Genomic DNA, 23634 nt, shown 5'->3' on the forward strand with positions numbered 1-23634 from the left:
GTTTTAACCCGTTTCAACTTTTTTTAACATTCTCTCAGGGTAAAAACTCAGGGATGCCTTTGCCTGTGGAATTTCCATACCGATGCTTATTCCAAGACTCATTAAGTCTCTTGGAGAACGTACTTCCCACTTGGATTCTGCTGATGAAGTTAAAAATCTGGGAGCTTTGTACTTCTCAACGAGCTGCCAGTTTTTCATCATAAACTTCAATATGTTTGCCCGCTCATAGGGGGTTGCCCTTAGCAGAGGAGCGAGAGAAAAGCCTATGGCAACGTTGTTTTTAGCTGCTAGCCTTGCAAGAACGTGGTCAAAACCGGAATCTTTTCTCCTGTATTCTGGAGCTATCACAGCATCAACCCTGTTCTCTATTGCAAATCTAACAACTCTCAGATTTCCTCCCTGCACGTAGATGAGGGCATTGGAAATCCTTCTTTGTACTTCTCTCACTAGGGAAGGCTTCTCCGTAACAATCAGCAGTGCGACTTTTCCATACCTCTCACTAAGCCCCCTAACTTCGTGTTTAAGCTCATCAAAGTTTGGAGAGTCTTTTAGGTAAACTTTCTTTGTAAAAACCACCTCATCGTACCACTCTTTAGCTTTACCATAAGCTTCCTCGCTTCTTATGTCCATCTCAACCCACTTCATTCGCTCAACCACTCCCTGATGGCCTTCACGACACTTTCCTTTCTCATTGGAAATGCTTTGACCTTTATCTTAACTTGGATGACGTCCTCTCCCTCGCTAACCTCCGCTTCTCCCAGATATGCCTTCTGCTTGCTGAAGCGAATGAAAAACGTTCCCATGTCATCAACCTTTTCTTCGAGGTTTTCTAAAAGGTACCTCTTATCCTCCTCGCTTAAAAGTCCCTTGATGTGCTCCAGCATCTTTCTGACGCTTTTGCTCCTACTCACCTCGGCATTTATGACCTTTATTGGATTTCCAAAGTAGCCTTCGGTCTCAAGTATCTCAAATTCTATGTCATCTGAGGGGACATCCTCTGGAAAAAAAGTCCCCATGGCTTCGAGAACCTTCTCCGGGTCTTCGGTTGCATGTGCAAAGGTTGATACTCTTATGTGATGAGCCTGGAGCTTTGCCATCTTTCTCACCCCAAATTTGATTGAAAACATAGTTTAAAAGCTTTTAACTCTCAAAAATACCAAACGGAGAGAGATTAATATCCATTTTCATTGTTAGGCACTCAGAGATTAAAACAGTACACAAAATCTAACAGAAAAGGGAACAAGGGAAAAGCTAAAGACTTCACTTTCCTCTTCCTCTGTGAGCCCTAATACTCGGTCTAACTTTCTCGGCACCCTTGCCCTTGTTTCTGAGCCCTCTTGACTTCTTACCGGCACTTGTGAGACCTCTAAAGACTCTGCCCTTGTGGGCCTTTCCGGCAATCCAAGCTATCTTCGGATCGCTCTTTATTACTGGGTGGTGTGGATCAACCATTATTATCTCGAACCACTTGTACATTCCATCCTCGCCAACCCAGTAGGAGTTGAGAACTTCAAGGTTGGGGAACTTTCTCGCCGCTTTCTCCTCCGCAATCCATTGGAGGGACTTCTTTGGTGAGTACTTAACCTGACCCATCTTGGAGGGCTTCCTTCCGCCTCTCCACCTTGGCCTCTTCCTTCCTCCTTTTCTCACTCTAACCCTAACGAGAACGTAACCTTGTTTCGCCTGATAACCTAAACTTCTTGCCCTGTCAAGTCTTGTTGGTCTTTCAATTCTAACTACGCTTGGCTCCCTTCTCCACTTAATCATCCTCTGTTTTAATAGCTCTCCAACATAGCTCTTTTTTGGGCTTTTCCAGGCTTCTCTAATGTATTTGTACATTCCCATTTTTTCCACCTCATCTTTTGCTGTTTGTGGTTCTCCGCACAGCGGAACATCCCGCGGGCTAAACCCGCCCAGTCGTGGTGAATAACAAGGGGGTCTTTTTAAAAGTTACGCCCCATTATTTAAAAAGAGGGTCACAAATTTTGATCTGGTGGTGAGAGTGAAGATACTTCATCAAGATCCCAAGGAGGGTAAAATCAAAGTAAAGGTCGAGACACTTGACGATCTCTGGCACCTTTATCACATCGTAGAGGAAGGAGACATTGTTTACGCTAAGACCTTACGAAAGCAGAGTCAGAGAAGCGATTCGCTGAGACCCGAAAAGGTTGAAGCCATCCCGGTGTTTCTGGGTGTCAAAGCAGAGAAAATTAACTTTCATAAATTTGCAAACGCCCTAAGGATAACGGGACCGATAGTTTACACTTCAAGAGATGAAGTGCCCCTCGGAAAGTACCACACAATAGCCGTTGAGGAGAACAGCACAATAACAATACAGAAGGAAAGATGGAAGAGACATCAACTGGAGAGACTTGAAGAGGCAGTCAAAGCTTCACAAAGGGCAAAGGTGATGATAGTCGTCATTGATGATGGAGAGGCAGATTTGGCGGTTGTTAGGGAATATGGAGTTGAGATAATAGCAAACATAACCCGAAATCTTGGAGGAAAGAGATACAACGCGGACAGGGAAAGCGAGGAGAAAAAGTTCTTCCACGAGCTGGCAAAGACGATGCTTGATGTAATGGAAAGGGAAAATGTAGATAAAGCAATTGTAGCCGGTCCAGGATTTACAAAGGAGAACTTTTACAAATTCCTGAGTGAAAACTACCCTGAGCTTGCAAAGAAGGTTGTTCTCGAAGATACAAGCGTCACCGGCAGGACAGGAATCTATGAAGTGATTAGGAGGGGAACGGTGGACAGGGTTTATCATGAAAACAGAGTTGCCAAGGAAATTCAGCTTGTGGAAAAGGTGATTGAGGAGATATCAAAGAATGGACTGGTAGCTTATGGTTTGAAGGAGGTTGAGGAGGCTGCAAATTACGGAGCTATAGAGACTCTCTTGGTTTTGGATGAGCTCTTGAAGGGGGAGCACAAAGAAAAAATAGAGGAAATAATGGAGTTCGTAAGAACCACAAGGGGAGAGATAGTGATAGTAAGTTCGGAACACGAAGGTGGAGAAAAGCTCAAGGCACTTGGAGGAATAGCGGCGCTGCTAAGATACAAAGTGAAATGATTAGTATATCTCTGCATAGGCATCTCTCTCAAATTCCGGGAAATTCTCTTTTCTTCCGTTTTTTATCAATACCCTCTCCCTCTCTTCTGTGAATCTTCCAATTACGAAAGCCTCTATTCCATTTGCCTGGAGATCTCTGGTTAATTCCTTCGTGTTTTCTTTGGGTGAGATAATAATTAAGGTTCCCGTTGATGAAACTGTTAGCGGATTTGCACCATAAAATTCCACGACTTTCTCTACAAGAGGATGCATGTAAAGCCTCTCATAATAGACTTCAAATCCAACTCCTGAATTGTCTGCTATCTCGTGTAGAGCCGTTAAGCCACCTTCAGTCGCATCGTGCATTCCCCTTGCAAACTTCCTTGCCAAAAGTGCATCTTTAACAACGCTCTCAAGCTTGTACATCTCTCTTAGAACGGAAATTTCTGAAGGGGATAAGATGTTTTTGAGTTCCTCAGCTTTAAACCACGCAGCCCCAACTGCAAATTCTATTGCAATTCCCTTGGTGATGACGATCTCATCTCCCGCCCTAGCCAGCGGAAGCCTTAGTTCGTTCTTCTTCACTATTCCAATGGCGGTTGTTGTGGCTGTAAGGTCTCTGGTGGTTTTATAAACCCCTGTGTGCCCCCCAACTATAGATGTGTTGTATTTTTTGCATTCTCCTTTGAGCTCTTCCATAATGTCCTTCAGCTCTTCTTCCTTGGTTCCAAGGGGTAAAAGAAAATCTACAATTAGCCATCTCGGTTTTGCTCCAAAAACGGCCACATCACTTGAAGCAAAATGATATGTAAAAAATCCAAAATGCTTCCTTGGAACCCCAAGAACTGGGTCTGTAGCAATCACAAGGTAGTTTTCTCCATCATATTCTAGAACAGCCGCGTCAAAGCCCTCTTTTGGCCCAACAACAATTTTACCATCGTCAAGGGGGAGATCAGGAAGGATTATTTTTCTCAAAATTTCGTTTCTAACTTTTCCTGGTGGGAGCATTGGTAAACCTCCTTTTAAGCTCTTGAAGCGCAGAGTTAGCTTCTTTAAGCACTTCATCGCTACATCCGTGACACATTATTCTGAAAGACGGCACAAGGACGCTCATCCTTACCTTATGCCTCCGAGCAATCTTGCTTATTTCGTAATTTGCCACATAGGCGAGGTCAAAATACTCTTCTCTTATTATTTGTTCCTTATCAATATACTGCAGGGGACACCCTTCTCTCCACTGCCTCCTTCTTCCGTATTCATACATCCTAAAAACTTTTATCTTTGCCTCATTCGCTAATTTTTCTACTTCTTTAGCTGGATAATTTATCAGAGGTCTTAAAATTGGAATTCCGATTCTTGGAAGGTTACTTAGTCTGTGATCCCCTTCCCATTGATCAAGAAGCGCGCCTTTTATCTTGTCATTTGCGTTATCCCCCTTTGCAATTACTTCAAACCCGTTTATCTTTGCAAACCAGTAGGCGTTTTTGAGCATGACTTTTTTACAATGAATACATATGGGGCCCTTTTTTCCGAGGGAGTTTTTTAGAAGGCTTTCGGTTATGTCAACGAGGTAGTGCTCCACACCCATAGATGCTGTAAATTTGAGCATATGGGGAACGGGCTCCTTCCAGCTCCATCTGTGAAGAAAGGTTATTGCAGACACATCCAAGCCTGCTTTTTTAAGGAGATAAAGTGCCAAGCTACTGTCCTTGCCTCCACTAAACATTAGCAGAATCTTTTTTTCATAGAGGCCTTCTCTACTTGCAAATTCTTTCAGCTCCTCCAAAGCTTTAGAGAGCACAGTCCTCACCGGCTATGGCTTTAAGGCAACTACTCCTAAAGCCTCCTCGATCCTTCTAACTCTCTTAAACCCCACGTTTCTCAACCTCTCCATTACACCTCTCTGGAGGTCTTTTCTCCTGTATCTCCTGCCGGGATTTCCCACATAGTGGAACAACCTTCCTTTTGGCTTTAAAACTCTAAAAAGCTCCCCATAAAACTCTTCACTGTACAATTGCCCGGCAAGGGAAAACCTTGGTGGGTCATGTATTATAGCATCAAAGCTCGCATCGTTAAATTTTCTTATTACCTCGAATGCATCTCCCTGAATAAGCTGGATGTTCTGAGATGTAAAAACCTCCCTACTCCACGGATTAAGTCGAGCAAGTTCAATGACGTTCGGGTCTTTTTCAATTGTAATCACATAAGCTCCTCTTTTTGCGCTCTCTATTGCCGTATATCCCAATCCCATGCAGGTGTCCAAGACAAATTCCCCATCCTTTGGATTTACTGCCTCTACTTTACTTCGGGTGTCTTTTAGGGGATTTGTCTCCTTTGTCCGGTGCATCCTGATTCCATTTATTTCTATGGTTGGAGGAATTGTGGGAACGAGCTTGTAAAAGCCATCAGCGGCAATTGCGGCTTTATATAACTGTCCCTTTCTCAAAAAGTAAACGGTGTTTTCGTCCTTTGCTATTCTCTTTAGGATATCTTTTTCCACTTCACTTCCATCCGGAAAGATGGCCCTATCTTCCTTAACAATAACTACATGCGACCTGTTGGTCTTCCTTAAATCAAGGTTTACTCTGACCTCTCCCGTGGAAAGCAGTATAATTCTGGCTTCTCTGAATGTTAGGAAGTAAATTTCTTCCATATTCCTCACTCAAGAGAGAAAAGTGCAAATGGGTTAAAAGATTTTGGTTATCCAACGACTCTTTCAAAAACTCTCTCAAAGTTTTTGAACGCTATTGCTTCGATTTCTTTTTTGCTAAAAGTTTCGTTCAATCTCTTCAAAAGCTCTGGAATTTTGCTTTCGTTTTCAAATCCCTTGACGCTTTTTCCGCTCCATCCTTTAAGATAATACACGAAGTCAAAACCAAATCCAACGTGTTCGTAGCCTACTAAATCTGCAATGTACTCCAAGTGAGCAACCATTTTTTCCAATGTTGGTTTTTCCTTATCAACAAAACTCGGGATTGCATTGATGCCTATAACTCCATCCCTCTCTGCTATGGCCTTTATTTGATCGTCTTTGAGATTTCTGGGATTTGGGCAAAGGGAGTAAGCATTTGAGTGAGAAGCTATAACCGGAAATGCCGTTGTCTCGATAACATCCCAAAAGCCCTGCTCATTTAGATGACTCACGTCCACAACTATACCGAGTTCTTCTGCTTTTCCTAGCACTTCTACGCCGAAGTTGGTTAAGCCTCCATTTGTTCTTTCAAAAACTCCATCTCCTATAGCATTTCTTAGGCTCCACGTCAATGTTAGGACTCTTAAGCCCAAGGCATAGAAAACTTCGAGCAGGTCCAGGCTGTCTTCTATTGGCTCTCCACCCTCCAGTCCAAGCCAGAGCGCGACTTTTCCATTCCTAATAGTATTTCTCATGTCTTTTACACTGGTCACAAGCTCAAAGCTTGGACTCTCAAGGACGTCTTTGTGAAAGTTGTTCAACACTTCCAAGGCATATCTTAACGCCGTGGCTCTTTTTTCTGGTGTTGTCCAAATAGCCATTACCCTTGACCTTATTGTTTCCCCAAAGAACCTTTCAAAGTTTCTCTCTAAAACTGCATTGCCATTCTTTCTTTCTTCGTAGATATAGGTTGGTAAATCAGAGTGAGCATCGAATATCATGATCTTCCACCTATTTGATTATCCACTTCAGTATTTTAGTATTTTCCTTAATTCTGCCATTGTGGCGGCGCGAATATGAATATCAGGTATCAGCTCAGCTATCTTAAAAGCACCCTCAACTTCCCCACTTTTCAGCATTCCCATGGCTATTTCTGCCATAATCTCGGAGCGTAGCTCCACGTCTTCAATGTTTACGGAAAGCTTTAACGCTTCTCTAAACCTTTCAAGCTCGGTTAGTAGTTTTATCACGTAATGCAGATAATTTTCTGATATTTGAAGTTCTTGGAGATATTTGAGAGCTGTTTCAACGATATGGGTATATCCAAGGGTTTCGTTCTTTTTCATCCATAGTGCCACTTCTAAAAGGCCAATAAATATCTTCTCATCGTTAAATGTACGTATAATCGATTTGGTGGCGTAGATGTATTTGCCTTCCGAAACGGCTTTTCTTATTTCGGGCAAACCAACCGTGGCAAGGGTTCTCGCTAGATCGATTTTCCTTTCAACAGTTGCGGCTTTCGCTGGTACGCGTAGCTTTTCAAACAAATCATGGGCCCTCTCGTAAAATTTGATGGCCTCTTCTGAAGGGAGTTCGTCTCCAACGCTTTCTATTATGCTTCCTAAGTCTATGAGATACTCGGTCTTCTTCACATAGTTTACCCTTAGGTTGACCACTATATCAAAAACCCTCTCAAATAGATCCAACGAGAAATCCACAAGTCCAGAAATACCCATATAATACGCAACAGTTGCAAGAGGATATATTCTATCCTCGGACTTCTTTATTTTTTCTGTTTCCTTTATTGCGTCTTCAAACAGCTCCAGAGCGTATTCTGTATCCCCCACCATATAATATGCGGAGGCAATGTTTGCGAGTGCTTTCGCTTTCTCCCCCTTTTCTTTAATTCTTTCGGAAAAATACTCTGCATCCTCCAAAAAACCATAAGCCATCTCCACATCTTGTGGGTAAATCGCCTTAGCCATAGCACTTAGAGCCGATACTTTATCTAGATTATTATCTAGATTGTTAACTAATTCCAATGCCTCCTCATATTTTCCGTTCCTCACCAAAAACACAATATCATCAATCTTGACCATCGTTATCAAAAAATATATTGGAGAAACAACTTAATAAACATTCCCACTTTCTTAGTATGGGGGAGTCAAGATGCTTACCTTAGCCCTCTACAATTCATACGATCCTAAGAAGCTTCATGAGGCACATCTGAGAGCCATCGCTAGGGCAGCTCCCATTTGCTATGCCTTTGATTTCCATCTTGCCCTTATAGGATTCCCTTTTGAAAAAAAGAAACCTGTTGAAATAGCCAAGGAGATATCCCAAAACACAACCATTGGAGAGGGCGGAAAATATCTCATAGAGCTTGCAAGAGTAAACAAGTTCCACATCCTTGAATTTCCAAAAGGGGGTTTTCCTCCTCAGTTCGGGCATGTAGTGGCAACTACACGAAAACCCCATGAAAACAAGGAAATTTCTTCTCATCAACTTGCGGAGAGGGCTCTTAAAGGAGAAAGTTTTATGTTAGTTGTTGGCCTTGGAAGGCATGGACTGCCGAAGGAAATCTTTAAGTTAGCTAACTATCATTTAGATATAACCGATGGAAAGAGAATAAGTCTAGAAACATGCACTGCCATAGGTTCAATACCAACGAAGATTAGAACAATCATGGAGGAATTGAAATGGAGGAAAAGCTATTAAGCGGATGGAAAGGGGATATTGCATTCCTGCTTATCAGCATTGTAGTTGTTTTTGCTCTTCACAATGGTTTGAAGATTGCCCTTCATACTGATTCGCCGCTGGTCATCGTGATAAGCGGCTCAATGGAACCCACATTTTACCGGGGGGATGTTGTTCTTCTTGAAGGGGTTCCTCCAAGCGAGATAAAGGTTGGGGACGTTGTGGTTTACAGGAGACCTTATACAAGGTACCCAATAATTCACAGGGTTAGGGATATAATTGAGTACAATGGAAAAAGGTGCTTTGTGATTCAAGGTGACAACAATTGGATACACGATTTCTATCCTCTTGACATAAAGGAGTTTCCTTATCTTAAAGACTATATCGGGCTGGCTGAAGGGGACCTCCTTCCCTGCATCCCTCAAGAAGCCATTGAGGCAAAGGCACTGCTGGTCTTTCCAAAAATTGGGTATCCCCCTCTCCTTGTGAGAGAAAAGCTTGGACTGGGATGATGTGAAGGGTAGGTTGCTGAAGAGGTGATGAACTAATCGGCTCCTGACCGAACATCTCCCCTTCTATTTTCCCCTTTAGACACACACATTTTTAAGTCCTAGATCTCTTCACTCTTTGGTGATGTTATGAGGTTCATCCCCCTAATAGTTGCAAGACCGGAGGTGCAGATGGCAATAGATGAAGCAATAATGCGGGCAAGGATTGAAGGAAAGGTTGAAGATACCGTTAGACTTTACGTTTTTAAGCCGAGTTCCATTACTATTGGCAGATTTCAGAGTATTGAGCATGACGTTAATTTGGATAAGTGCAAAGAGCTTAACATCCCCGTAGTGAGAAGAATCACGGGCGGAGGGAGTGTCTTTCACGATCAATATGGTGAGATAACTTACAGCGTAATCATAGGGGAGAATTTTCACGAAAGCTTGAAGAACATAGAAAGGAGCTACAGGTTTTTAGCTGCTCCTCTTCTCAAAGCGCTTGAGGAAGTAGGGATAAACGGAGGTTTCGCGGGGTTAAACGACATAGTGGCTAACGGCAAGAAAATCAGCGGCTCTGCACAAACGAGAAGAAAGGGAGTTATCTTACAGCATGGAACGTTCATGTACGCAACTCGGCTTGAAGTTCTCGCTTCAGTACTCAAAGTTTCCCGGAAAAAACTGCAGGACAAGGGGGTTTCAAGCATATGGGAAAGAGTAACAACACTGGAAAGGGAAGGGGCAAAGTTCAGCAGAGATGAAGTTTATGAGCTATTGAAGTCGAAGTTCTTTGAGGAGTTCCCCCTTGAGGAAGGAAAGCTGACAGATTATGAACTTGAACTTGCAGAGAGGCTTATAGAAGAAAGATATGGTAATGAAAAGTGGAACTTTCAAAAATAGCGCTCAGCGATCACCTTTCCATCCTCATCTTTCGGTTCGCCCATCACTCATCATCGCATACTTTTCTTGTGAGCTTTTGTTTTTAAGGATATGCACTATCTTTTTAAACTTCCTCTGGGAGTGAAATTAGGTGGACAAAATGGTGAACCTGGTCACAGCAATAGCTTTGATACTTGGCTTCTGGGGGATTCTGTACCTTGCGTTTGGAAGGAAAAGTGAAGAGAGTGAAGAAGGGCTACAGGTTGATGCTTTTGTTGCGATATGGAGAACCAAAAGATTTGTTAACTTCATAGACAAAGTTGGGACGAAGTATAGAAAATTCTGGAAAGTGTATTCCACCGTTGGTATAATAATCGGTTTTACCGGGATGATCTATGTCTTCTACACCCTCTTTAATCTTGCCATGCAGAATATTCGCACAAAAGCGGCTACTCCGGGTGTTCAACTTGTTATACCCGGCATTACAATCCCCCTATGGTACGGGCTGATAGGCCTTATTGTGGTTATGTTCGTTCACGAATTAAGCCATGGGTTCGTTGCTAGGGCCGAGGACTTGCCCCTAAAGTCTGTTGGGCTTGTACTTTTCTTTGTGATCCCGGGAGCGTTTGTTGAGCCGGACGAGGAAGAGTTAACAAAAGCCCCACTGCTGAGCCGTTTAAGGGTTTATGCTGCTGGGTCTATGGCGAATATTGTAACAGCTCTTCTAGCTATTCTGCTTTTAACTTATGCTCTAAACCCCATAATACAGCCAGCCGGGGTTGAAGTTTCTAGGATAGCTCCAGAAGGCCCCGCTAAAAGTTACCTCCAAGAAGGAGATGTCATCGTGGGAATAAACGGTCAGCAGATAGCAACGGTAGAGGAGTTCTTTAACATAATGAATAAAACAAAGGCTGGTGAAACAATAGAGGTTGAGATAATACGCAAAGGGAAAAAGGAAGTCCTCCACATTACCTTAGGCTCTCACCCAGACAATCCCGAGAAAGGTTATCTTGGGATCTATCCAGCACAGCATATAACCTCAAAGGTGGGCTTTAACGGGATCGTGCTCCCACTAGCGTTTTCACTTTACTGGATTTACGTGCTAAATCTCGGCATAGGTCTGATGAATCTCTTTCCCTTAGTTCCGCTGGATGGAGGAAAGATGCTTGATGATATTTTGAAAGCCTTCCTTCCTTCCAAAGTTGCCAAATCTATAACGTATCTCTTCGTAGGGATAGGATTGTTTTTGCTTGCTGTGAACCTCTTTCCCGCTTTAAGGAGCCTTCTGGGGTGATAAAATGATTCAAATAGCAATAGCAGGCTCGAGTGATAGCGAACCTCTACCAAAAGCCGTCAAAAAGACAAAGGAATTCATCGAAGAAATAGCTAAGCACAAAGATAAAGTTGTTCTCCTTACCGGAGGCAGAGGGGGCATTATGGAGATAGCAAGCAGGGAATTTGCAAAGTTTGGAGGATTCATTGTGGGAATCCTTCCAGAGAGGCAGGAGGGAAACGAGTTCAATACGATAAGAATAAAAACAGGAATGGACTTTGCAGAGAGAAGCGCGATTATGGTTAATTCAGCTGATGTCTTGGTGGTCTTGGGAGGAGGAATCGGCACTATGGTAGAAGCATTAATGGCATATGATTATTCGAAACCTCTCGTTGTGCTCACAGATACAGGTTATCCAAGCGACAGACTTGAACTTCTTGCTCAAGATGGCTACTTTGACCACAAAAAACTCGTGAAAGTGCACTTTACAAAAGATGCGAAGGAAGCCGCTAGGCTTGCATTGAAGCTTGCTAGATAATGTTTATCTTTCCGTTTTCTAACTTAAATATGCGTGTGGTTGGTTTAAAGTTCGGCAGAGGTGATTTTCTTATAAACATCTTCTCTTCTAGCCTTCCTTCTTGGGAGCTAAAATCGATTTGATACTGACTGTAAAGGGAGAGCCATGAAAGGTATCTTTGAGAAACTCTGTCCCGGTTGAGGAGGGTTATATTTATTGGTCTCTTCCGTTTCTCATGAAGTAGAGCGTTTTCTTTTGCTGCCAAATTCTTTTGAAGGTTTCTAAGCTCTCTTTCCTCGCCTATTAGAAATGCAAATCCATCTGCAGTTACTTGTATTCCTATTGGTCTCCTGTCTTTTATTCTCTCATCCAATATCCGTCTGTAAAGGCTCATAAACTTCGGGAGATACGTTTCCTGATCCATGTCAGCATAATAAATGTAAGGCTGTTGGTAGTTTATTCCATAAAATGAAGCAAAGATGTCAATTATGCCAAGATTTCCTTTTTCGCCTTCCTCAAAGATGTCAAAACCGATTCTCCTAAGCTCCATGTTCAGCATTGAAAGGGGAACCACCGAGTTGATTATTACTCCGAAATCTCCTTCTTCTATTCTTCTTTTTAGAATCTCGAAGGCAAGAGTCCACCCCTGTGAATAGGTATCGTAGGTTATTAAGACAATACTGTCCTCGAGTATCCCTCCTCCCAAAGCTTCGTCGAGTTGTGGAATCTTTGTATTTATGAGCTCCATAGCAACCACCAACAAAATTATTACTACAAGTAACGAAAAGATTTATTTAAACTTTTTCATCTATGGGGAAAGATTTTTTAAAGAAAAGTCTCTTCCTGCAGTGAGGCGAGAGAGATGAAATGCACAAAGTGTGGGAGAGAGGCAGTGTATCACGCGAGATATGAGGGGAAGTTTTATTGCCATAAACATTTCAATGAGATGGTTGAGGGCAAAGTAAAACAGACGGTAAGAAGATATGGACTAATTAAGAGAGGGGATAGAATAGCAGTGGGAGTAAGTGGTGGAAAAGACAGCGTTGTTCTTCTCCATATACTCCATAAGCTCAGCCAGAGGTTTCCTTTTGAAATAGTAGCGATAACCATAGATGAAGGCATAGAAGGATACAGACCTGAGAGTGTTGAAATAGCGAAGAAGAACGCGAAGAAATTAGGCATAGAGCACCGCATCTATTCCTTCAAGGAGTACATAGGCTTTACCCTTGATGAGACCGTCAATATAATGGGGAGCTTTGAGAAAGGAGAAAGGGTTGGGGCATGTTCCTACTGCGGTGTTTGGAGAAGGTGGCTGTTAAACTATGCCGCTCAGGATGTCAATGCTGACAAGCTCGCCGTTGGTCATAACCTTGATGACGAAGTTCAGATGTTTCTCATGAACATAATGCGTGGAGATGTAGCTAGACTGGGGAGAACTGGCCCTTACTATGAAGTTATTCACGAGAGGCTTGTACCGAGGATAAAACCTCTTAGGGAAGTGCCGGAGAAAGAGATAGTGCTTTATGCGGTTTTAAACAACATTGAAGTGGACTTCAGTGAGTGTCCTTATGCAGTTGAAGCCTTTAGGGCAGAAATCAGAGACTGGATAAACGAAATGGAAGAAAAACACCCGGGAACTAAGTATCAGATTTTAAGGAGCTACGATAAAATGTTTCCTCTCTTAGCGAAAGCCTATGCCCATAGGGATTTAAACCGCTGTAAAATCTGCGGCCAGCCGACAACGGGGGAGATATGCAAGGCATGCAGTTTTAGACTCCAAGTGCAGAATAGGGCAAAGGAAAAGGGGATCACTTTCAGAATCGAGTGAACTCCCCGTAAATTGGAATCTTCTCGCCACATTTGGGACATCTGTTGTCCCTTAGGTTCCATTTTAGCACTCTGTATCCAGAACGTATTATCAGCCTTTCGCCGCATTTTGGGCAGTATGTTGTCTCATGCTTGACCGATCCTATGTTCCCTACGTAAACGTAGTTGATGCTGTACTCTTTCTGGACTATGTGCTTTAGCTCTATCAGCTTTTCTACCGGTGTTGGGGGCTCTTTCCAGTAGTTCATAGGGTAGTAGCGGTTTATGTGTAGGGGAACATCTTCGCCGAGCATTTTTGAGTGCATGTTGAAAATCCAGTGATAGCATTCTTCAAAATCGTTGGTGTTCGTAACAACGAGGTAAACCATTTCAACGTGAGCTCCTAGCCTGATAGCCTCTTTGGCATTTCTGAAGACCTTTTTGTGATCAACATTTAGAACTTTCATCTTAGGGCAACCTTTGATATCAATGCTGAAGCCGGAAGCTCCGCTTTCGATAAGACTTCTCAGGGCTTTAATGGTAAAATAACCGTTTGTGACCAAGCATGCGTAGAGGCCTCTCTTTTTCCCCAATTCAAAAACGTCAAGAAGGTAAGTGTAGAGAGTTGCTGGTTCGTTAAAGCTTGCACAAAGCCCCTTGTCTCCATTCTTTAGGGCTAGAGTCACGAGATCTTCTGGTGGGATCTCTATAGCCTCTTTGGGAATATCGGAGAAGCTTAGATGGTAATTTTGGCACCAGGGACAGTAAAAGTTGCATCCAAAGCCGGAGAAAGTTAATGCAGTTGAGTTAGGGTAATAGTGGAAGAAGGGTTTTATTTCAATAGGTCTGCTCTCAACGGCACTCAGTTTTCCATAGCCAATATGCACCAGCTGTCCATTTAAATTAGTGTAGTTCTTGCATAGTCCCTTTTTGCCTTCCCCTATCAAGCATCTCCTTTCACAAACAAGACACCTAACACCTCTGCTGTGTTTTTTGTAAAGTCCTTCAACCTTCATCAGAGAACTTTGGTTTTTACTCAGCTTAAGGTTTTCTCTGGAATTCAGAGAAACATCACGCTATATATAAAAGAGGAGATTATTCTAAATTGAGGTGAGGGGTATGGAAGACGTTAAGGAACTTAAGAATGTGCTTGAGAGGGTGGAGGGAAAGCTGATAGCGGCCGGAAAGATGTACGGTGCTATGAACTTCGGAGCATGGCTCTCTGTGATGCTCCTCTACTTCGTCCTACTGGGGCTGTTTGAGGTGAACTGGCGCTTTAACTTAATCTACTGGTCGGTAGCTTTCATTGTGGCCATGACGTTCACGGGAAGGGTCTGGGGGAGGCTCAAGAGACTTGGGAAAGTTACCGGAAGGGAAATGGAGACCTCGAGAACTGGAGCCATACTCGTGGCACTCTCGTGGACAGCAGGCATTGTTCTTGGCTGGATCATCGTTCCAAGGATGAACCTTGGCGTTACTCCAGATGCCAGCTTGGCAGTGGGTTTTCTAACCTTTATAGTGGTCTCGATATTTGGGATGTGGCTGGTGTTCGCCCGCTATGGGGGAGCAGAGCATGAGATCATTCCAGCTTTTCTGCTACCTGCACTGGGAATACCCCTGGCCAGGGAGATGGAAAGCGGTACTATGGTCTGGGCCGGCTTCCTCGTTGCATTAGGCTTTTCGGCCACCGTTCTCTGGTACCTCTACTCCGCCTTCAGGGCCATCGAGCGGTGATAAGATGAAACAACTCAAGGAGCTCACCAATAATCACGTACTTGGAAACCCAATTAGGCTAGCTATAATGCTTTACCTCCTTCCAAGAACTCGAGTTTTGTTTAAAGATCTCCTTGGAGTACTTGAGCTCACTCCGGGCAATTTGGATTCTCATCTCAGAGTTCTTGAAAAAGCTGGGTACGTGAAGCTAACAAAAGTCTTCACAAATAGACCTAGAACTGCTGTTGAAATAACGGAGAAAGGTGCTCAAAAAACCGGAGAATATTTGAAATTACTTAGAGAACTCCTAAATGGGGTTTAATGTTCTTCTTCGGCTTTTTTCTTAAGCTCCTTGATTCTCTCCAGCCGATATTCTTCAACAAGTCTTAAGAACTCCTGAACTTCTCTTTCTTTTTCTTCTTCCTCCCAGCGCTTCAGTTTTTCTTTTATTACTCCCTCAAGCTCTTCTCTATCAACTATTGCAAAGTCGTCAACCCTTTTTACTTCGATCTCGTCCTCATAGAGAATTGGTATTTTTTTCTCCCTCAGCGTTTCATACACAAGGTTTGGAAGTGTTTTTGCACTAATCAAGGCTTTTATCCCTCTCTCTGCGAGATGTTCTGCTATGCTTTTTCCCGCTCCAGAAGGATTGACAACATAGAGGACGTCCTCCTTTTTGATGCCTGCAGAGCGCTCTAGCTCCTCAATCTCTTTCCACGTAAGATTTTGAATTACTTTAAGAGGAACTGCGGTACCTTTAAGTTCCAGCAGATGCATCCTTTTTGCCAGAACCAAGTCTTTGCTGAGCTTTTCTATTATCGATCTTGCCTCTCTAAGTTCTTTTTCAAGGTATGCTATTCTTTTCTCCCTGATCTCCATCTCCTTCTCTCTGATAATTTTTTCTCTGATCTTTTCGTCATAGGTTGCTAATTTATTTTCCAAGTTTTCTATGATCTTTCTTTGTTCTTCAATAACGGCTTTCAAATCTTGATTTTCTCTCTCCAGCAGGTTTATAGTATTTTCGAGTTCCTTTATCCTTTCGATGTAAGGAGTAAGGTCAACAGAAGTTTCAACGGATTCAGTAGTTTTTATTTCTTCTTTGGTCTTCTCTTTTTCTTTTACTTTCAAAATAGCTTCTCCAAGATTGTAGCCTTGGACAACTAGGGCTTTTATTTCCTCTCCCTTCTTTGTAATTCCCATTTCTCTGAGTTTTGCTTCTACATGGTCAAGCTTTGGTTTTAGGCGAAGGTATGCCTTATAAGCGGCAGCTAACGCATCTCTCTGGTGATCATCATCGGCGCTTATGCCTAAGTTCTTTAAAAGCTCATTCTTCTCCTCAACTTTTAAGCTCTCCCGCGGAACAAAGAGCATTGCCTTAAAAGAGCGAGAAATTTTCTCCACCAATCCGGGGGCCGGGTTCACATCGGTGGCTATTATTATTGGATGGCCCACTTCACTTATAAATCTTACAATATCGCTAACGGCCATGTTCCTTTCACTGTAAAGTGCCAAAATCTCGCCGTTCAAATCTAAAGCGGCTATCCCAACTGTAATGCCAGGATCGAGTCCCACAATAATGCTTTTTCTTTCTCTTATGGCACTTTCACTCTTTAGAGGCACAAATTCAAAAGTCTTCCTCTCTACCGGACGAATTCTTATTTCAACATCTCCTCCTTTCATAGGCTTTATAAGGCCTGCAAGTTCCTCTCTGGAGGTATAAACCCTGAACTCTCCCCTCTCTAATCCTTGATCCTTTTCCTTAATCTCGAGGTCAAAAGGAATGTTGGCCCTTTTGAGGGTCTCTTCAATTTCCCTGACTTTATTCTGGATCAGATTGTGGATTCTCCTTCTATACCTATCCTGACTCCACCCACCTTTACCTTGACTTCTACCTCTTGAGACCTTTATAATGACTTCATCCTCAAAAGGAAGAACTTCATAGCCTACCCCTCTAGAGGCTAAGAGAGCACATATTTTTGCTTCTTCATAAGGGTCAAACTTGTTTCCTATTCTGATCCCGTGTTCCTTAGCTAAATTCCACAGGGCTTTTTGCTCTCCGGGTCTGCCGGTTACCTGAACTATCTTTGTTCCCTGTGGAATCGCCCTTATAAACTTCCTAAGATACTCTCCAAGCTCGTGTATGTTATCCATAGCAATAATGGCGGGCTTTTTAGCCCGTATAAATCTCAGAAGCCGATAAAAAGTAAATTCACCATGCTTGATTATCCTTCCATTGGACCAGCTAACCACAGCAAAACGTTTTGGTTCCTCGCTGATTATATCAATCCCTACGATCAGAATAGGCATCACCCTTCACTTCACTTACGTGTCATATTAAGATTCTACATGCTTTAAAAAATTGTCTCTTTGAACTGCGGAGAAAAGCTTAAATATTCATCTGTACACAACATTGTATAAGAGGTGGTCAAAAGTGATGCTTGTATTGGATGCTTATTTTAAAAACTTTCCAGCCAGGAGGAAGGTAGCCGAGTTCCTTTTTGAAAATGGGTTAAGTGTAAAAAATGGGAAAATTTATCTGAGGAATGTCGAGATACCAATAAGCGAGCTTTCTCGTGTAATAGGTGTAAATAGAAAAATAATTTACCACACCATAGATTACATTGAAAACACATATCCTCTGCGAATGATATTTGAAAAGCTAAACCCACTTCCAAGCCTTATAAACGTAGCCCCCATCATGGGATGGGAGGTTCTTGAGATAGAACTTGAGAAAGAAGAGTACTCCTATGCCCTTTCTGAATTGCTCAGATATCTTTACGAGAACGGTGTCCCAATAATGGAGATATTCAGCAGAAATCTCAGGCAGGAAGATGCTAAAGCATACATCGTTATAGATGGAACTCTGCCAGTAGAGGTTTTTATGAAAATAAAGGACATTCCTGGGTTTAGAAAGCTTGTCCTCCACACTCCCGAAAAGAGCAAAGAAAAAGTTGTATGTAGTTACTGTGAAGTTAACTACTGTCCCAAAAAAGTTGTTATTGAGGGACTAAACAACAAAGGCTAGCCCACCACTCTAAATCCCTTCTCTCCTTTGGGAGGCTCCCACTTAACCTCCACTCTAGTAACCCTTGCCCAAGGTGGTCCCTGATGGGCCCATCCTATCAATGCTTCAACTCTTTCTCTTTCTCCCTCAACTACTGCCTCTACACTGCCATCCGGGAGGTTCCTTACCCATCCATTGACCCCGAGTTTTCTTGCTTCTCTTTGCATACTCCATCTAAATCCTACTCCCTGTACTCGGCCGTATATCCTCAGATGTGCTCTCACTATCTCCATCTACTCCCCCCATTAAAAGTAACCTCCATAAAATTTAAGTTTATCCTCACCAATTCTTCTTGGGGGTGTGGAATGGGTGAGATGATCCTTGTATATACAACGTTTCCTGACTGGGAAAGTGCTGAAAGAATAACAAAAAAGCTGCTGGAGAGAAAGTTAATTGCCTGTGCCAATTTGAGAGAGCACAAGGCCTTTTACTGGTGGCAGGGAAAAATTGAAGAAGATAGCGAAATCGGAGCAGTGCTAAAGACAAAAGTTGATCTCTGGAGTGAGCTTAAAGAAGCCCTGAGGGAGCTACACCCATATTCCGTGCCAGCAATAATAAGAATAGATGTGGATCACGTTAATAAGGAATACTTAGAGTGGCTTTTAGAGGTAACAAAATGATCAGGAAAGTAAAGCCGCAGATAAGGGTTATTGGCTTCGATGACGGCACTTTTTCTTTTAAGTCCAAGCTCAGAAAAGATCGTACAATTTTAGTTGGAGTTGTTATGAAAGGTTCTCAGGATGTTGTGGGGATTGTCACGAGGTGGATTGAAATCGATGGCAGAGATTCAACTGAAAAAATGATTGATGCGATAAACAACTCCCGATTTAAGGATCTGCGGGTTATAATGCTTAAGGGAATAACGTATGCTGGATTTAACGTTGTTGACGTCGAAAGGTTAAGCAGAGAAACAGGATTGCCTGTGGTAATAGTGATAAGGAAAAAGCCCGACTTAAAGGCTATGGAGGATGCTCTGAAAAAGCACTTTTCCGATGCCGATGAGAGAATTGTACTTCTTAGAAAAGCCGGGGAGATAAAGGAATTGATTCCAGAAAGAGTGTTCTACCAGTCCTATGGAATTCCTCCACAGCAGGCGGAGGAGATAATAAAACTAACCCAGAAGAGCTCCCTCATACCTGAACCCTTAAGATTAGCTCATATGATAGCCTCAGCCGTGATGACGGGGGAGTCTAAGAGGGAATAGACTTAGGTTGAATCTTTGTTCTAAATAGACCTTCAATGAAATCAGTCCCGGAATAGCCTATTGCAATCAAACCTAGAGCCATTTCGCGGGTTACCTCTTTTTCACCCCAGTAAAGACCGACAACACCCAAAACTCCTGCTGTTGCCCCGATCAATATGCTTACAAGAAGCCTTTTTGTGTCAAAGGCATCTTTGAATTCTCTGCCTTCTGAAATGGCCTTTTCTTGTATTTTCTTAACGCCAACAACAACCCGCAACATCTGTCCACTCATTCCCAAGAGCATCCCTAGCAGAAGGAAATAAAATGCCTCAGATGCTATCATCTTAAGGCCCTTATGGAATTGTGTTCTCACTCCTAATAAAGATTGTTAGGAGATAGTTACCAAACCTTTATATAGGCATCAAGGATATTATTAAATGGCGGCGGACTAGGCTGGGGGGTTCGGCGTCCCCTGGAACCCGAAACCGTCGATATGCGGGGGCCGAAGCCCGAGGGGCGGTTCCTAAATCCAGCGGCGGAAGCCGGGAGGAGCTATGAGCCCCTGTCCCACGGGGCCGGCGGTGGGAGAGGTGGAGCTGAAGGGCTCCGCTAACTCCCTTTGCCCGCCGAACCCCGCAAGGCCCGGAAGGGAGCAGCGGTAGGCGGGACGTACGGCGCTCGTGGGGTAGCGGGGGCGAGCAAGTCTCGGTGGAAGCCGCTGGAGGAGGGTTCCCACCTTCGGGCGTGTCCGCCGCCGTAAAACTTTTAACCAAATCAAGAAAATCTTTGTTTGATGGGAATCGTCTTTCCCAAAGATCAAAAAATTCAACAACTCATTCTAGCTGTTGCACTTCTTGAGCTATTTATTGGGTTGTCTCATCTGAGTTATGCTTATTATATGAAGTTCACTTGGGAGTATGATGAAGCTCTCTACGACTGGGATGATATGGGAGGGGATGACGGGGTATTCTGGGTATTTTGGGGTATTTTAACGCTTTTATATTCATTTGTAGAAGTTAATAGAATAGATATTCCTATTTTACTTTTGCTATCGGTTCCCCTCTTTATGGGAGGTATTGTAACCTGGGCCTTGGTTGATACGTTATTTAAAGGACTTAGCTTTAACAGCTTCACTATTTTTGCTCTGCTGTACAGCTTTCTGTTCTTTGAATGTCTGATTGTAATAGTCTTTCTTTGGAAAAGTTCATAACCTCAAAATCCTATCAATGAGGGGTGAAGTAAATGAAGAGAGCAGTCGTTCTATTTAGCGGTGGTTTAGATAGTACAGCTTGCTTATACTGGGCGAAGAAGAACTATGATGAATTAATAATGCTCACGATAAACTACGGGAGCAACGAAGAGAGAGTTACAAATAGAGTGGCGGAGTTTTTCTCAAAAGAACTTGACGTTCCGCTTAAGGTCATCAGGCTTGATTTTCTCGAGGAGTTCTCTAGGCTGAGGGGCACTACATTGGTTGGAGGCGAAACGCCCAAGGTAACAGCAAAGGATCTGGAAAAGACGAAGGTTGCCCAAGAAACTGCCAAAAGTGTATGGGTTCCAGCGAGGAATGTGGTATTGATAGCTGTTGCAGCTTCGCTTTTGGATGCCCTCGGTGGAGGAGAGATTATAGTGGGCTTCAACGCTGAAGAGGGAGCAACCTTCCCGGACAACACTCCCGAATTTGTAGAGAAAATGAACGAAATGCTAAAGTACGGAACAATGAGTAAAGTAAAAGTCGTTGCTCCCCTCATAAATTTAGACAAAAAAGGCATAGCGAGGCTTTTGAAGGAGCTTAACGCTAAGTACGAGTACTCCAACTCCTGCTACATGCCTCAAGGATTTACGGAAGATGGGAAGCCTATCCACTGCGGGGAATGTGAAAGCTGTGTAAGAAGACATAGAGGGCTCATCGAGGCCATCGGAGAAGACAAAACCATCTATAAAGTTAAGCCTAAGTTATAAGTTGGAACTTATAACTTATACCTATGAAGGTTGAGGAGGATAAAGAGCTTAAAACTCCACCCTCTTTTTTACGATTTCTTCTGGTTTGATTACGCTTAAACCGGTCTTTTTTCCGAGAACTTCAATCCAGACATACCAATCTGGACTTGTAAGGTTTACTTTAGCTTTCAAGTCCTCTTTTATTTTTGCTCCGAGCTCTATCTCTATTTCCTTCCCCGATGAAATCCAGTTGCCTCTTCTCTTGCATCTTACTGCAAAGCTGTCTCCCTCTTTGATGTGTTCCCTTGCAAGCTGGAAGGCTTCCTCAAGAATTTTCTCTTTTTTGCTCTCCACGAACTTTTCTATGGGAATTACCTTGAAGATAGCCGTTGTCTCAAATTCCCTGATTCTCTCAAGGGCCTCCTCTTTATTTAAGGAAGTTCTAACTATCAGCACACCTCTCCACTTTGTTCTCCTTACTCTTGCATCTCCAAGTGCCCATTCCAGTTCAAGGGTGGCATCTCCCTCTCTTCCTCCCGGGACGGTTACAAGCAGTGTTGCCATTTTCTTCACCTCTATGGACAAACTTATATATTCCCCTGCCCAAAACTTAGACTTGGTGGGTAAAATGGAAAGGCAGAGTACACTTAAAGTTTATTCCCCTCCCTCTTATGAAGTCTACGGTTTAGCAAAAAATCCTTTCGAACAGCTGGCAAGTGAAGGCATAGAGGATGTTGAGAGCATACACGTTTATCAGGAGGTAGACATGCGTCTCTCGATGATAATCTCGGAAGTGGTAGGGAATAAAAGTTCAATAGCTTTCTCTCTGATCGGTCCTCTTGGAATGGGAAAAACTCAGAGGCTTAAAAGCATCTACAAAGCAATATCAGAACAAGGGGGGAAACCGATCTACATCAAAGTTGACACAAACGATATCCTAAAGCTCACGAGGGATATGTTTAACGGGTTGAAGCCCCCGAAAACCAGAACCAACATCTTTTTCGAAAACCTCTCAAAGAAGCTCGGCTTTATAGATAGGCTTGAAAAGATGCTCTCTTCAACCAAAGAGTATAAGTCGAGGGACATTGCAGAGATGCTTACAAAGGAGCTCAGTAAATATCCCTATTCTGCCCTTCTTCTCGATGAGCTGGAGAATATGCAAACGGCAAGTGAAGAGGACAAGATTCTATTTTTTGAGATGCTCAGGCACTTTATAAGCAACATGCCTCCAGGGTGCATCTTTGGTTTTGCATGCATACCAGAGGCGTACGAGGAGTACTCCAAGGTTTTTCCGGCGTTTTTCATGAGGCTTCACTATGAGTTCAAGCTTAGACCCATGAGTCTTGAAGAAACCTTTGAGCTTGTTAAGAAGAGGCTCAACAAGGTTAGAATAAGGGACACAGACGATCCGATATACCCCTTTACAGAGGATGCCATAAGGTTAATTCATGAACTTGCAAAAGGCAATCCAAGGCAAATTTTAAGGCTCCTGCACTACGTTTTAAGCGAAGCCAGCAAACATAAATTTGACCCAATAGATGACTATGTTGTAACGACAATTCTAGAAGAGCCTAAGAGTCTGGAAGAATATCTAACAAGAATTCCCAAAGAGTACAGAGACCTCGTGGAGGTTATAGTGTACAAGTTTAACGGCGGCCCGGTAAGCTATATTCAGGTTGCAAAGGAGGTCAAAAAGCCTGGAGTGCAAGTTTATGAGCACCTTGAAGAGCTCATACGGCTTGGATTCTTAGTGGGAGATCCAAAGGGCAATTATAAAGTGCCAGAGTACGTTAGAAAGTTCTTAGAAGAGCAGAAGGAGGGCGAGGAGTGAACTACGAAGGGCATGTGCTTAGCGGCATCTTAAGCTATCCCCTTGTTATCCTTCTTGCATCTTTTTTGAAGTACTATGCAAACCTCCCCTTTGAACTGACCACACTTTCCATGATACTGGGATATGGAGTTTATGTTTTGGGCTCTGACTTGCCGGATCTTGATCATCCAGAGGCACTTATACATAGGGGAATTAAGCCGATAGTGGCTGTAATGGTCGGCAGTGCGGTTTTTGTCAAAGGTGAAAATCTTTTATCAATTGGGAATAAAATAATGGATCCAGCCTTTGGATGGCTTGTAGCTGGCTTGTTTGCTTTTGGTTCTTGGTATGCTTTCTCAGCCCTAATGCCCAAACACAGGGGAATTGTCCATTCCTTAGCTTTTGCATTTGTCTATGGAGTTCTGGCTTTTGCCTCCTTTGAGTACGGTCTTGGTTTTAAATTTGGAGAGGCGTTGTTTATTGGATTTGCCGCATTTTGGGGGTATTCCCTACATCTGATAGTCGATCGTGAGGTAAAGATAATTTAGTTCTCAAATCTGTTCCACAATGTTTTTAAAT

30 protein-coding genes and 1 other RNA gene are annotated in these 23634 nt (G+C 43.0%); 17 read left to right on the forward strand and 14 right to left on the reverse strand.

The genetic code is table 11. From position 1 onward, the window contains the following. Window positions 1–3 precede the first annotated feature (3 nt). The 3 genes from ACZ5NL_RS10240 to ACZ5NL_RS10250 form a co-directional block, all read right to left on the reverse strand. Window positions 4–645 (reverse strand): Ribonuclease P protein component 3, encoded by a 642-nt coding sequence (locus tag ACZ5NL_RS10240; RefSeq protein WP_152880762.1) that lies wholly within the window; start codon window positions 643–645, stop codon window positions 4–6. Then, entirely contained in the window at window positions 642–1097 is a 456-nt protein-coding gene (locus tag ACZ5NL_RS10245; protein ID WP_152880772.1) for an RNA-binding protein, read from the reverse strand. The genes ACZ5NL_RS10240 and ACZ5NL_RS10245 overlap by 4 nt, the downstream gene beginning before the upstream one ends. Before the next feature lie 163 nt (window positions 1098–1260). Continuing rightward, window positions 1261–1845 carry a 50S ribosomal protein L15e gene (locus ACZ5NL_RS10250; protein ID WP_464842207.1) on the reverse strand — a complete coding sequence of 195 codons (585 nt, stop codon included), beginning with the start codon at window positions 1843–1845 and terminating at the stop codon, window positions 1261–1263. Between the two features lie 157 nt (window positions 1846–2002). On the opposite strand from ACZ5NL_RS10250, the gene ACZ5NL_RS10255 reads away from it, so the two are divergent. Beyond that, window positions 2003–3073, forward strand: coding sequence for an mRNA surveillance protein pelota (locus tag ACZ5NL_RS10255; RefSeq protein ID WP_464843478.1), 1071 nt, complete (start codon window positions 2003–2005; stop codon window positions 3071–3073). Here the strand turns inward: ACZ5NL_RS10255 and ACZ5NL_RS10260 are convergent, their stop codons facing one another. From ACZ5NL_RS10260 to ACZ5NL_RS10280, 5 genes are read right to left on the reverse strand one after another with little or no spacing between them, the layout of a single operon-like run. Then, window positions 3074–4060 carry an AIR synthase family protein gene (locus ACZ5NL_RS10260; protein WP_464843480.1) on the reverse strand — a complete coding sequence of 329 codons (987 nt, stop codon included), beginning with the start codon at window positions 4058–4060 and terminating at the stop codon, window positions 3074–3076. Next, window positions 4038–4853, reverse strand: a complete 816-nt coding sequence (locus tag ACZ5NL_RS10265) for a DUF7411 family protein (protein WP_464842209.1) — start codon at window positions 4851–4853, stop codon at window positions 4038–4040. Before ACZ5NL_RS10265 ends, ACZ5NL_RS10260 begins: the two co-directional genes overlap by 23 nt. Window positions 4854–4865: 12 nt before the next feature. Beyond that, complete coding sequence (locus ACZ5NL_RS10270) at window positions 4866–5705, reverse strand: class I SAM-dependent methyltransferase (protein WP_464843481.1); 840 nt, start codon at window positions 5703–5705, stop codon at window positions 4866–4868. 47 nt (window positions 5706–5752) lie between these two features. Next, window positions 5753–6685: a dipeptidase gene (locus ACZ5NL_RS10275; RefSeq protein WP_464842210.1), complete on the reverse strand. Its 933-nt coding sequence runs from the start codon at window positions 6683–6685 to the stop codon at window positions 5753–5755. Between the two features lie 27 nt (window positions 6686–6712). Beyond that, window positions 6713–7753, reverse strand: a complete 1041-nt coding sequence (locus ACZ5NL_RS10280; protein ID WP_464842211.1) for a hypothetical protein — start codon at window positions 7751–7753, stop codon at window positions 6713–6715. Between the two features lie 100 nt (window positions 7754–7853). Between ACZ5NL_RS10280 and ACZ5NL_RS10285 the strand changes: the two genes are divergently transcribed. The 5 genes from ACZ5NL_RS10285 to ACZ5NL_RS10305 all read left to right on the forward strand — a co-directional run bounded on the left by ACZ5NL_RS10285 (window position 7854) and on the right by ACZ5NL_RS10305 (window position 11559). Further along, on the forward strand, window positions 7854–8402 hold the full coding sequence (locus ACZ5NL_RS10285; protein WP_464842212.1) for a DUF531 family protein: 549 nt from the start codon (window positions 7854–7856) through the stop codon (window positions 8400–8402). Further along, on the forward strand, window positions 8384–8893 hold the full coding sequence (locus tag ACZ5NL_RS10290; RefSeq protein WP_464842213.1) for a signal peptidase I: 510 nt from the start codon (window positions 8384–8386) through the stop codon (window positions 8891–8893). The genes ACZ5NL_RS10285 and ACZ5NL_RS10290 overlap by 19 nt, the downstream gene beginning before the upstream one ends. 126 nt (window positions 8894–9019) lie before the next feature. Continuing rightward, complete coding sequence (locus ACZ5NL_RS10295; protein WP_464842215.1) at window positions 9020–9769, forward strand: lipoate--protein ligase family protein; 750 nt, start codon at window positions 9020–9022, stop codon at window positions 9767–9769. Between the two features lie 139 nt (window positions 9770–9908). Next, a complete protein-coding gene (locus ACZ5NL_RS10300; protein ID WP_464842216.1) occupies window positions 9909–11042 on the forward strand; it encodes a site-2 protease family protein in 1134 nt (377 codons plus the stop codon). 4 nt (window positions 11043–11046) lie between these two features. Beyond that, the gene (locus ACZ5NL_RS10305) at window positions 11047–11559 is read left to right on the forward strand and encodes a TIGR00725 family protein (protein ID WP_464842218.1); all 513 of its coding nucleotides are present in this window, start codon (window positions 11047–11049) and stop codon (window positions 11557–11559) included. Here ACZ5NL_RS10305 and ACZ5NL_RS10310 read toward each other — a convergent pair. Further along, on the reverse strand, window positions 11552–12286 hold the full coding sequence (locus tag ACZ5NL_RS10310; protein ID WP_464842220.1) for an RAD55 family ATPase: 735 nt from the start codon (window positions 12284–12286) through the stop codon (window positions 11552–11554). The genes ACZ5NL_RS10305 and ACZ5NL_RS10310 overlap by 8 nt on opposite strands. Before the next feature lie 114 nt (window positions 12287–12400). Between ACZ5NL_RS10310 and ACZ5NL_RS10315 the strand changes: the two genes are divergently transcribed. After that, window positions 12401–13366 carry a TIGR00269 family protein gene (locus ACZ5NL_RS10315; RefSeq protein ID WP_464842221.1) on the forward strand — a complete coding sequence of 322 codons (966 nt, stop codon included), beginning with the start codon at window positions 12401–12403 and terminating at the stop codon, window positions 13364–13366. Here ACZ5NL_RS10315 and ACZ5NL_RS10320 read toward each other — a convergent pair. Beyond that, window positions 13353–14360: a radical SAM protein gene (locus ACZ5NL_RS10320; RefSeq protein WP_464842222.1), complete on the reverse strand. Its 1008-nt coding sequence runs from the start codon at window positions 14358–14360 to the stop codon at window positions 13353–13355. The genes ACZ5NL_RS10315 and ACZ5NL_RS10320 overlap by 14 nt on opposite strands. A 103-nt stretch (window positions 14361–14463) precedes the next feature. Here ACZ5NL_RS10320 and ACZ5NL_RS10325 point away from each other — a divergent pair, with 103 nt between their 5' ends. Then, window positions 14464–15078, forward strand: a complete 615-nt coding sequence (locus ACZ5NL_RS10325) for a hypothetical protein (RefSeq protein WP_464842223.1) — start codon at window positions 14464–14466, stop codon at window positions 15076–15078. Window positions 15079–15082: 4 nt separating this feature from the next. Beyond that, window positions 15083–15379 carry a transcriptional regulator gene (locus ACZ5NL_RS10330; protein ID WP_464842224.1) on the forward strand — a complete coding sequence of 99 codons (297 nt, stop codon included), beginning with the start codon at window positions 15083–15085 and terminating at the stop codon, window positions 15377–15379. Here ACZ5NL_RS10330 and ACZ5NL_RS10335 read toward each other — a convergent pair. Further along, window positions 15376–17364: a DUF460 domain-containing protein gene (locus tag ACZ5NL_RS10335; RefSeq protein ID WP_464842225.1), complete on the reverse strand. Its 1989-nt coding sequence runs from the start codon at window positions 17362–17364 to the stop codon at window positions 15376–15378. The genes ACZ5NL_RS10330 and ACZ5NL_RS10335 overlap by 4 nt on opposite strands. 124 nt (window positions 17365–17488) lie before the next feature. Between ACZ5NL_RS10335 and ACZ5NL_RS10340 the strand changes: the two genes are divergently transcribed. After that, entirely contained in the window at window positions 17489–18082 is a 594-nt protein-coding gene (locus ACZ5NL_RS10340) for a regulator of amino acid metabolism, contains ACT domain protein (RefSeq protein WP_464842226.1), read from the forward strand. Here the strand turns inward: ACZ5NL_RS10340 and ACZ5NL_RS10345 are convergent. After that, entirely contained in the window at window positions 18079–18354 is a 276-nt protein-coding gene (locus tag ACZ5NL_RS10345) for an acylphosphatase (RefSeq protein ID WP_464842227.1), read from the reverse strand. The two genes, ACZ5NL_RS10340 and ACZ5NL_RS10345, sit on opposite strands and share 4 nt — an antisense overlap. 81 nt (window positions 18355–18435) lie before the next feature. On the opposite strand from ACZ5NL_RS10345, the gene cutA reads away from it, so the two are divergent. Both cutA and ACZ5NL_RS10355 read left to right on the forward strand, forming a co-directional pair. Next, complete coding sequence (gene cutA, locus ACZ5NL_RS10350) at window positions 18436–18741, forward strand: divalent-cation tolerance protein CutA (protein WP_464843482.1); 306 nt, start codon at window positions 18436–18438, stop codon at window positions 18739–18741. After that, window positions 18738–19325 (forward strand): endonuclease dU, encoded by a 588-nt coding sequence (locus tag ACZ5NL_RS10355; protein WP_464842228.1) that lies wholly within the window; start codon window positions 18738–18740, stop codon window positions 19323–19325. Before cutA ends, ACZ5NL_RS10355 begins: the two co-directional genes overlap by 4 nt. Here ACZ5NL_RS10355 and ACZ5NL_RS10360 read toward each other — a convergent pair. Then, window positions 19312–19647 carry a hypothetical protein gene (locus ACZ5NL_RS10360; RefSeq protein WP_464842229.1) on the reverse strand — a complete coding sequence of 112 codons (336 nt, stop codon included), beginning with the start codon at window positions 19645–19647 and terminating at the stop codon, window positions 19312–19314. The two genes, ACZ5NL_RS10355 and ACZ5NL_RS10360, sit on opposite strands and share 14 nt — an antisense overlap. A 98-nt stretch (window positions 19648–19745) precedes the next feature. Here ACZ5NL_RS10360 and ffs point away from each other — a divergent pair. From ffs to queC, 3 genes are all read left to right on the forward strand, one after another. Further along, window positions 19746–20058, forward strand: an RNA gene (gene ffs, locus ACZ5NL_RS10365) — signal recognition particle sRNA. Between the two features lie 39 nt (window positions 20059–20097). Further along, entirely contained in the window at window positions 20098–20514 is a 417-nt protein-coding gene (locus ACZ5NL_RS10370) for a hypothetical protein (protein ID WP_464842230.1), read from the forward strand. 32 nt (window positions 20515–20546) lie between these two features. Next, on the forward strand, window positions 20547–21266 hold the full coding sequence (gene queC, locus ACZ5NL_RS10375) for a 7-cyano-7-deazaguanine synthase QueC (RefSeq protein ID WP_464842231.1): 720 nt from the start codon (window positions 20547–20549) through the stop codon (window positions 21264–21266). A 48-nt stretch (window positions 21267–21314) separates the two neighbouring features. Here the strand turns inward: queC and ACZ5NL_RS10380 are convergent, their stop codons facing one another. Further along, window positions 21315–21809, reverse strand: a complete 495-nt coding sequence (locus ACZ5NL_RS10380) for a THUMP domain-containing protein (protein ID WP_464842232.1) — start codon at window positions 21807–21809, stop codon at window positions 21315–21317. A gap of 64 nt (window positions 21810–21873) precedes the next feature. Between ACZ5NL_RS10380 and ACZ5NL_RS10385 the strand changes: the two genes are divergently transcribed. Further along, complete coding sequence (locus ACZ5NL_RS10385) at window positions 21874–23076, forward strand: ATPase (RefSeq protein ID WP_464842233.1); 1203 nt, start codon at window positions 21874–21876, stop codon at window positions 23074–23076. Then, window positions 23073–23603, forward strand: a complete 531-nt coding sequence (locus tag ACZ5NL_RS10390) for a metal-dependent hydrolase (RefSeq protein ID WP_464842234.1) — start codon at window positions 23073–23075, stop codon at window positions 23601–23603. Before ACZ5NL_RS10385 ends, ACZ5NL_RS10390 begins: the two co-directional genes overlap by 4 nt. The last annotated feature ends 31 nt before the right edge of the window (window positions 23604–23634 follow it).

The sequence above is a fragment of the Thermococcus aegaeus genome (assembly GCF_055393685.1).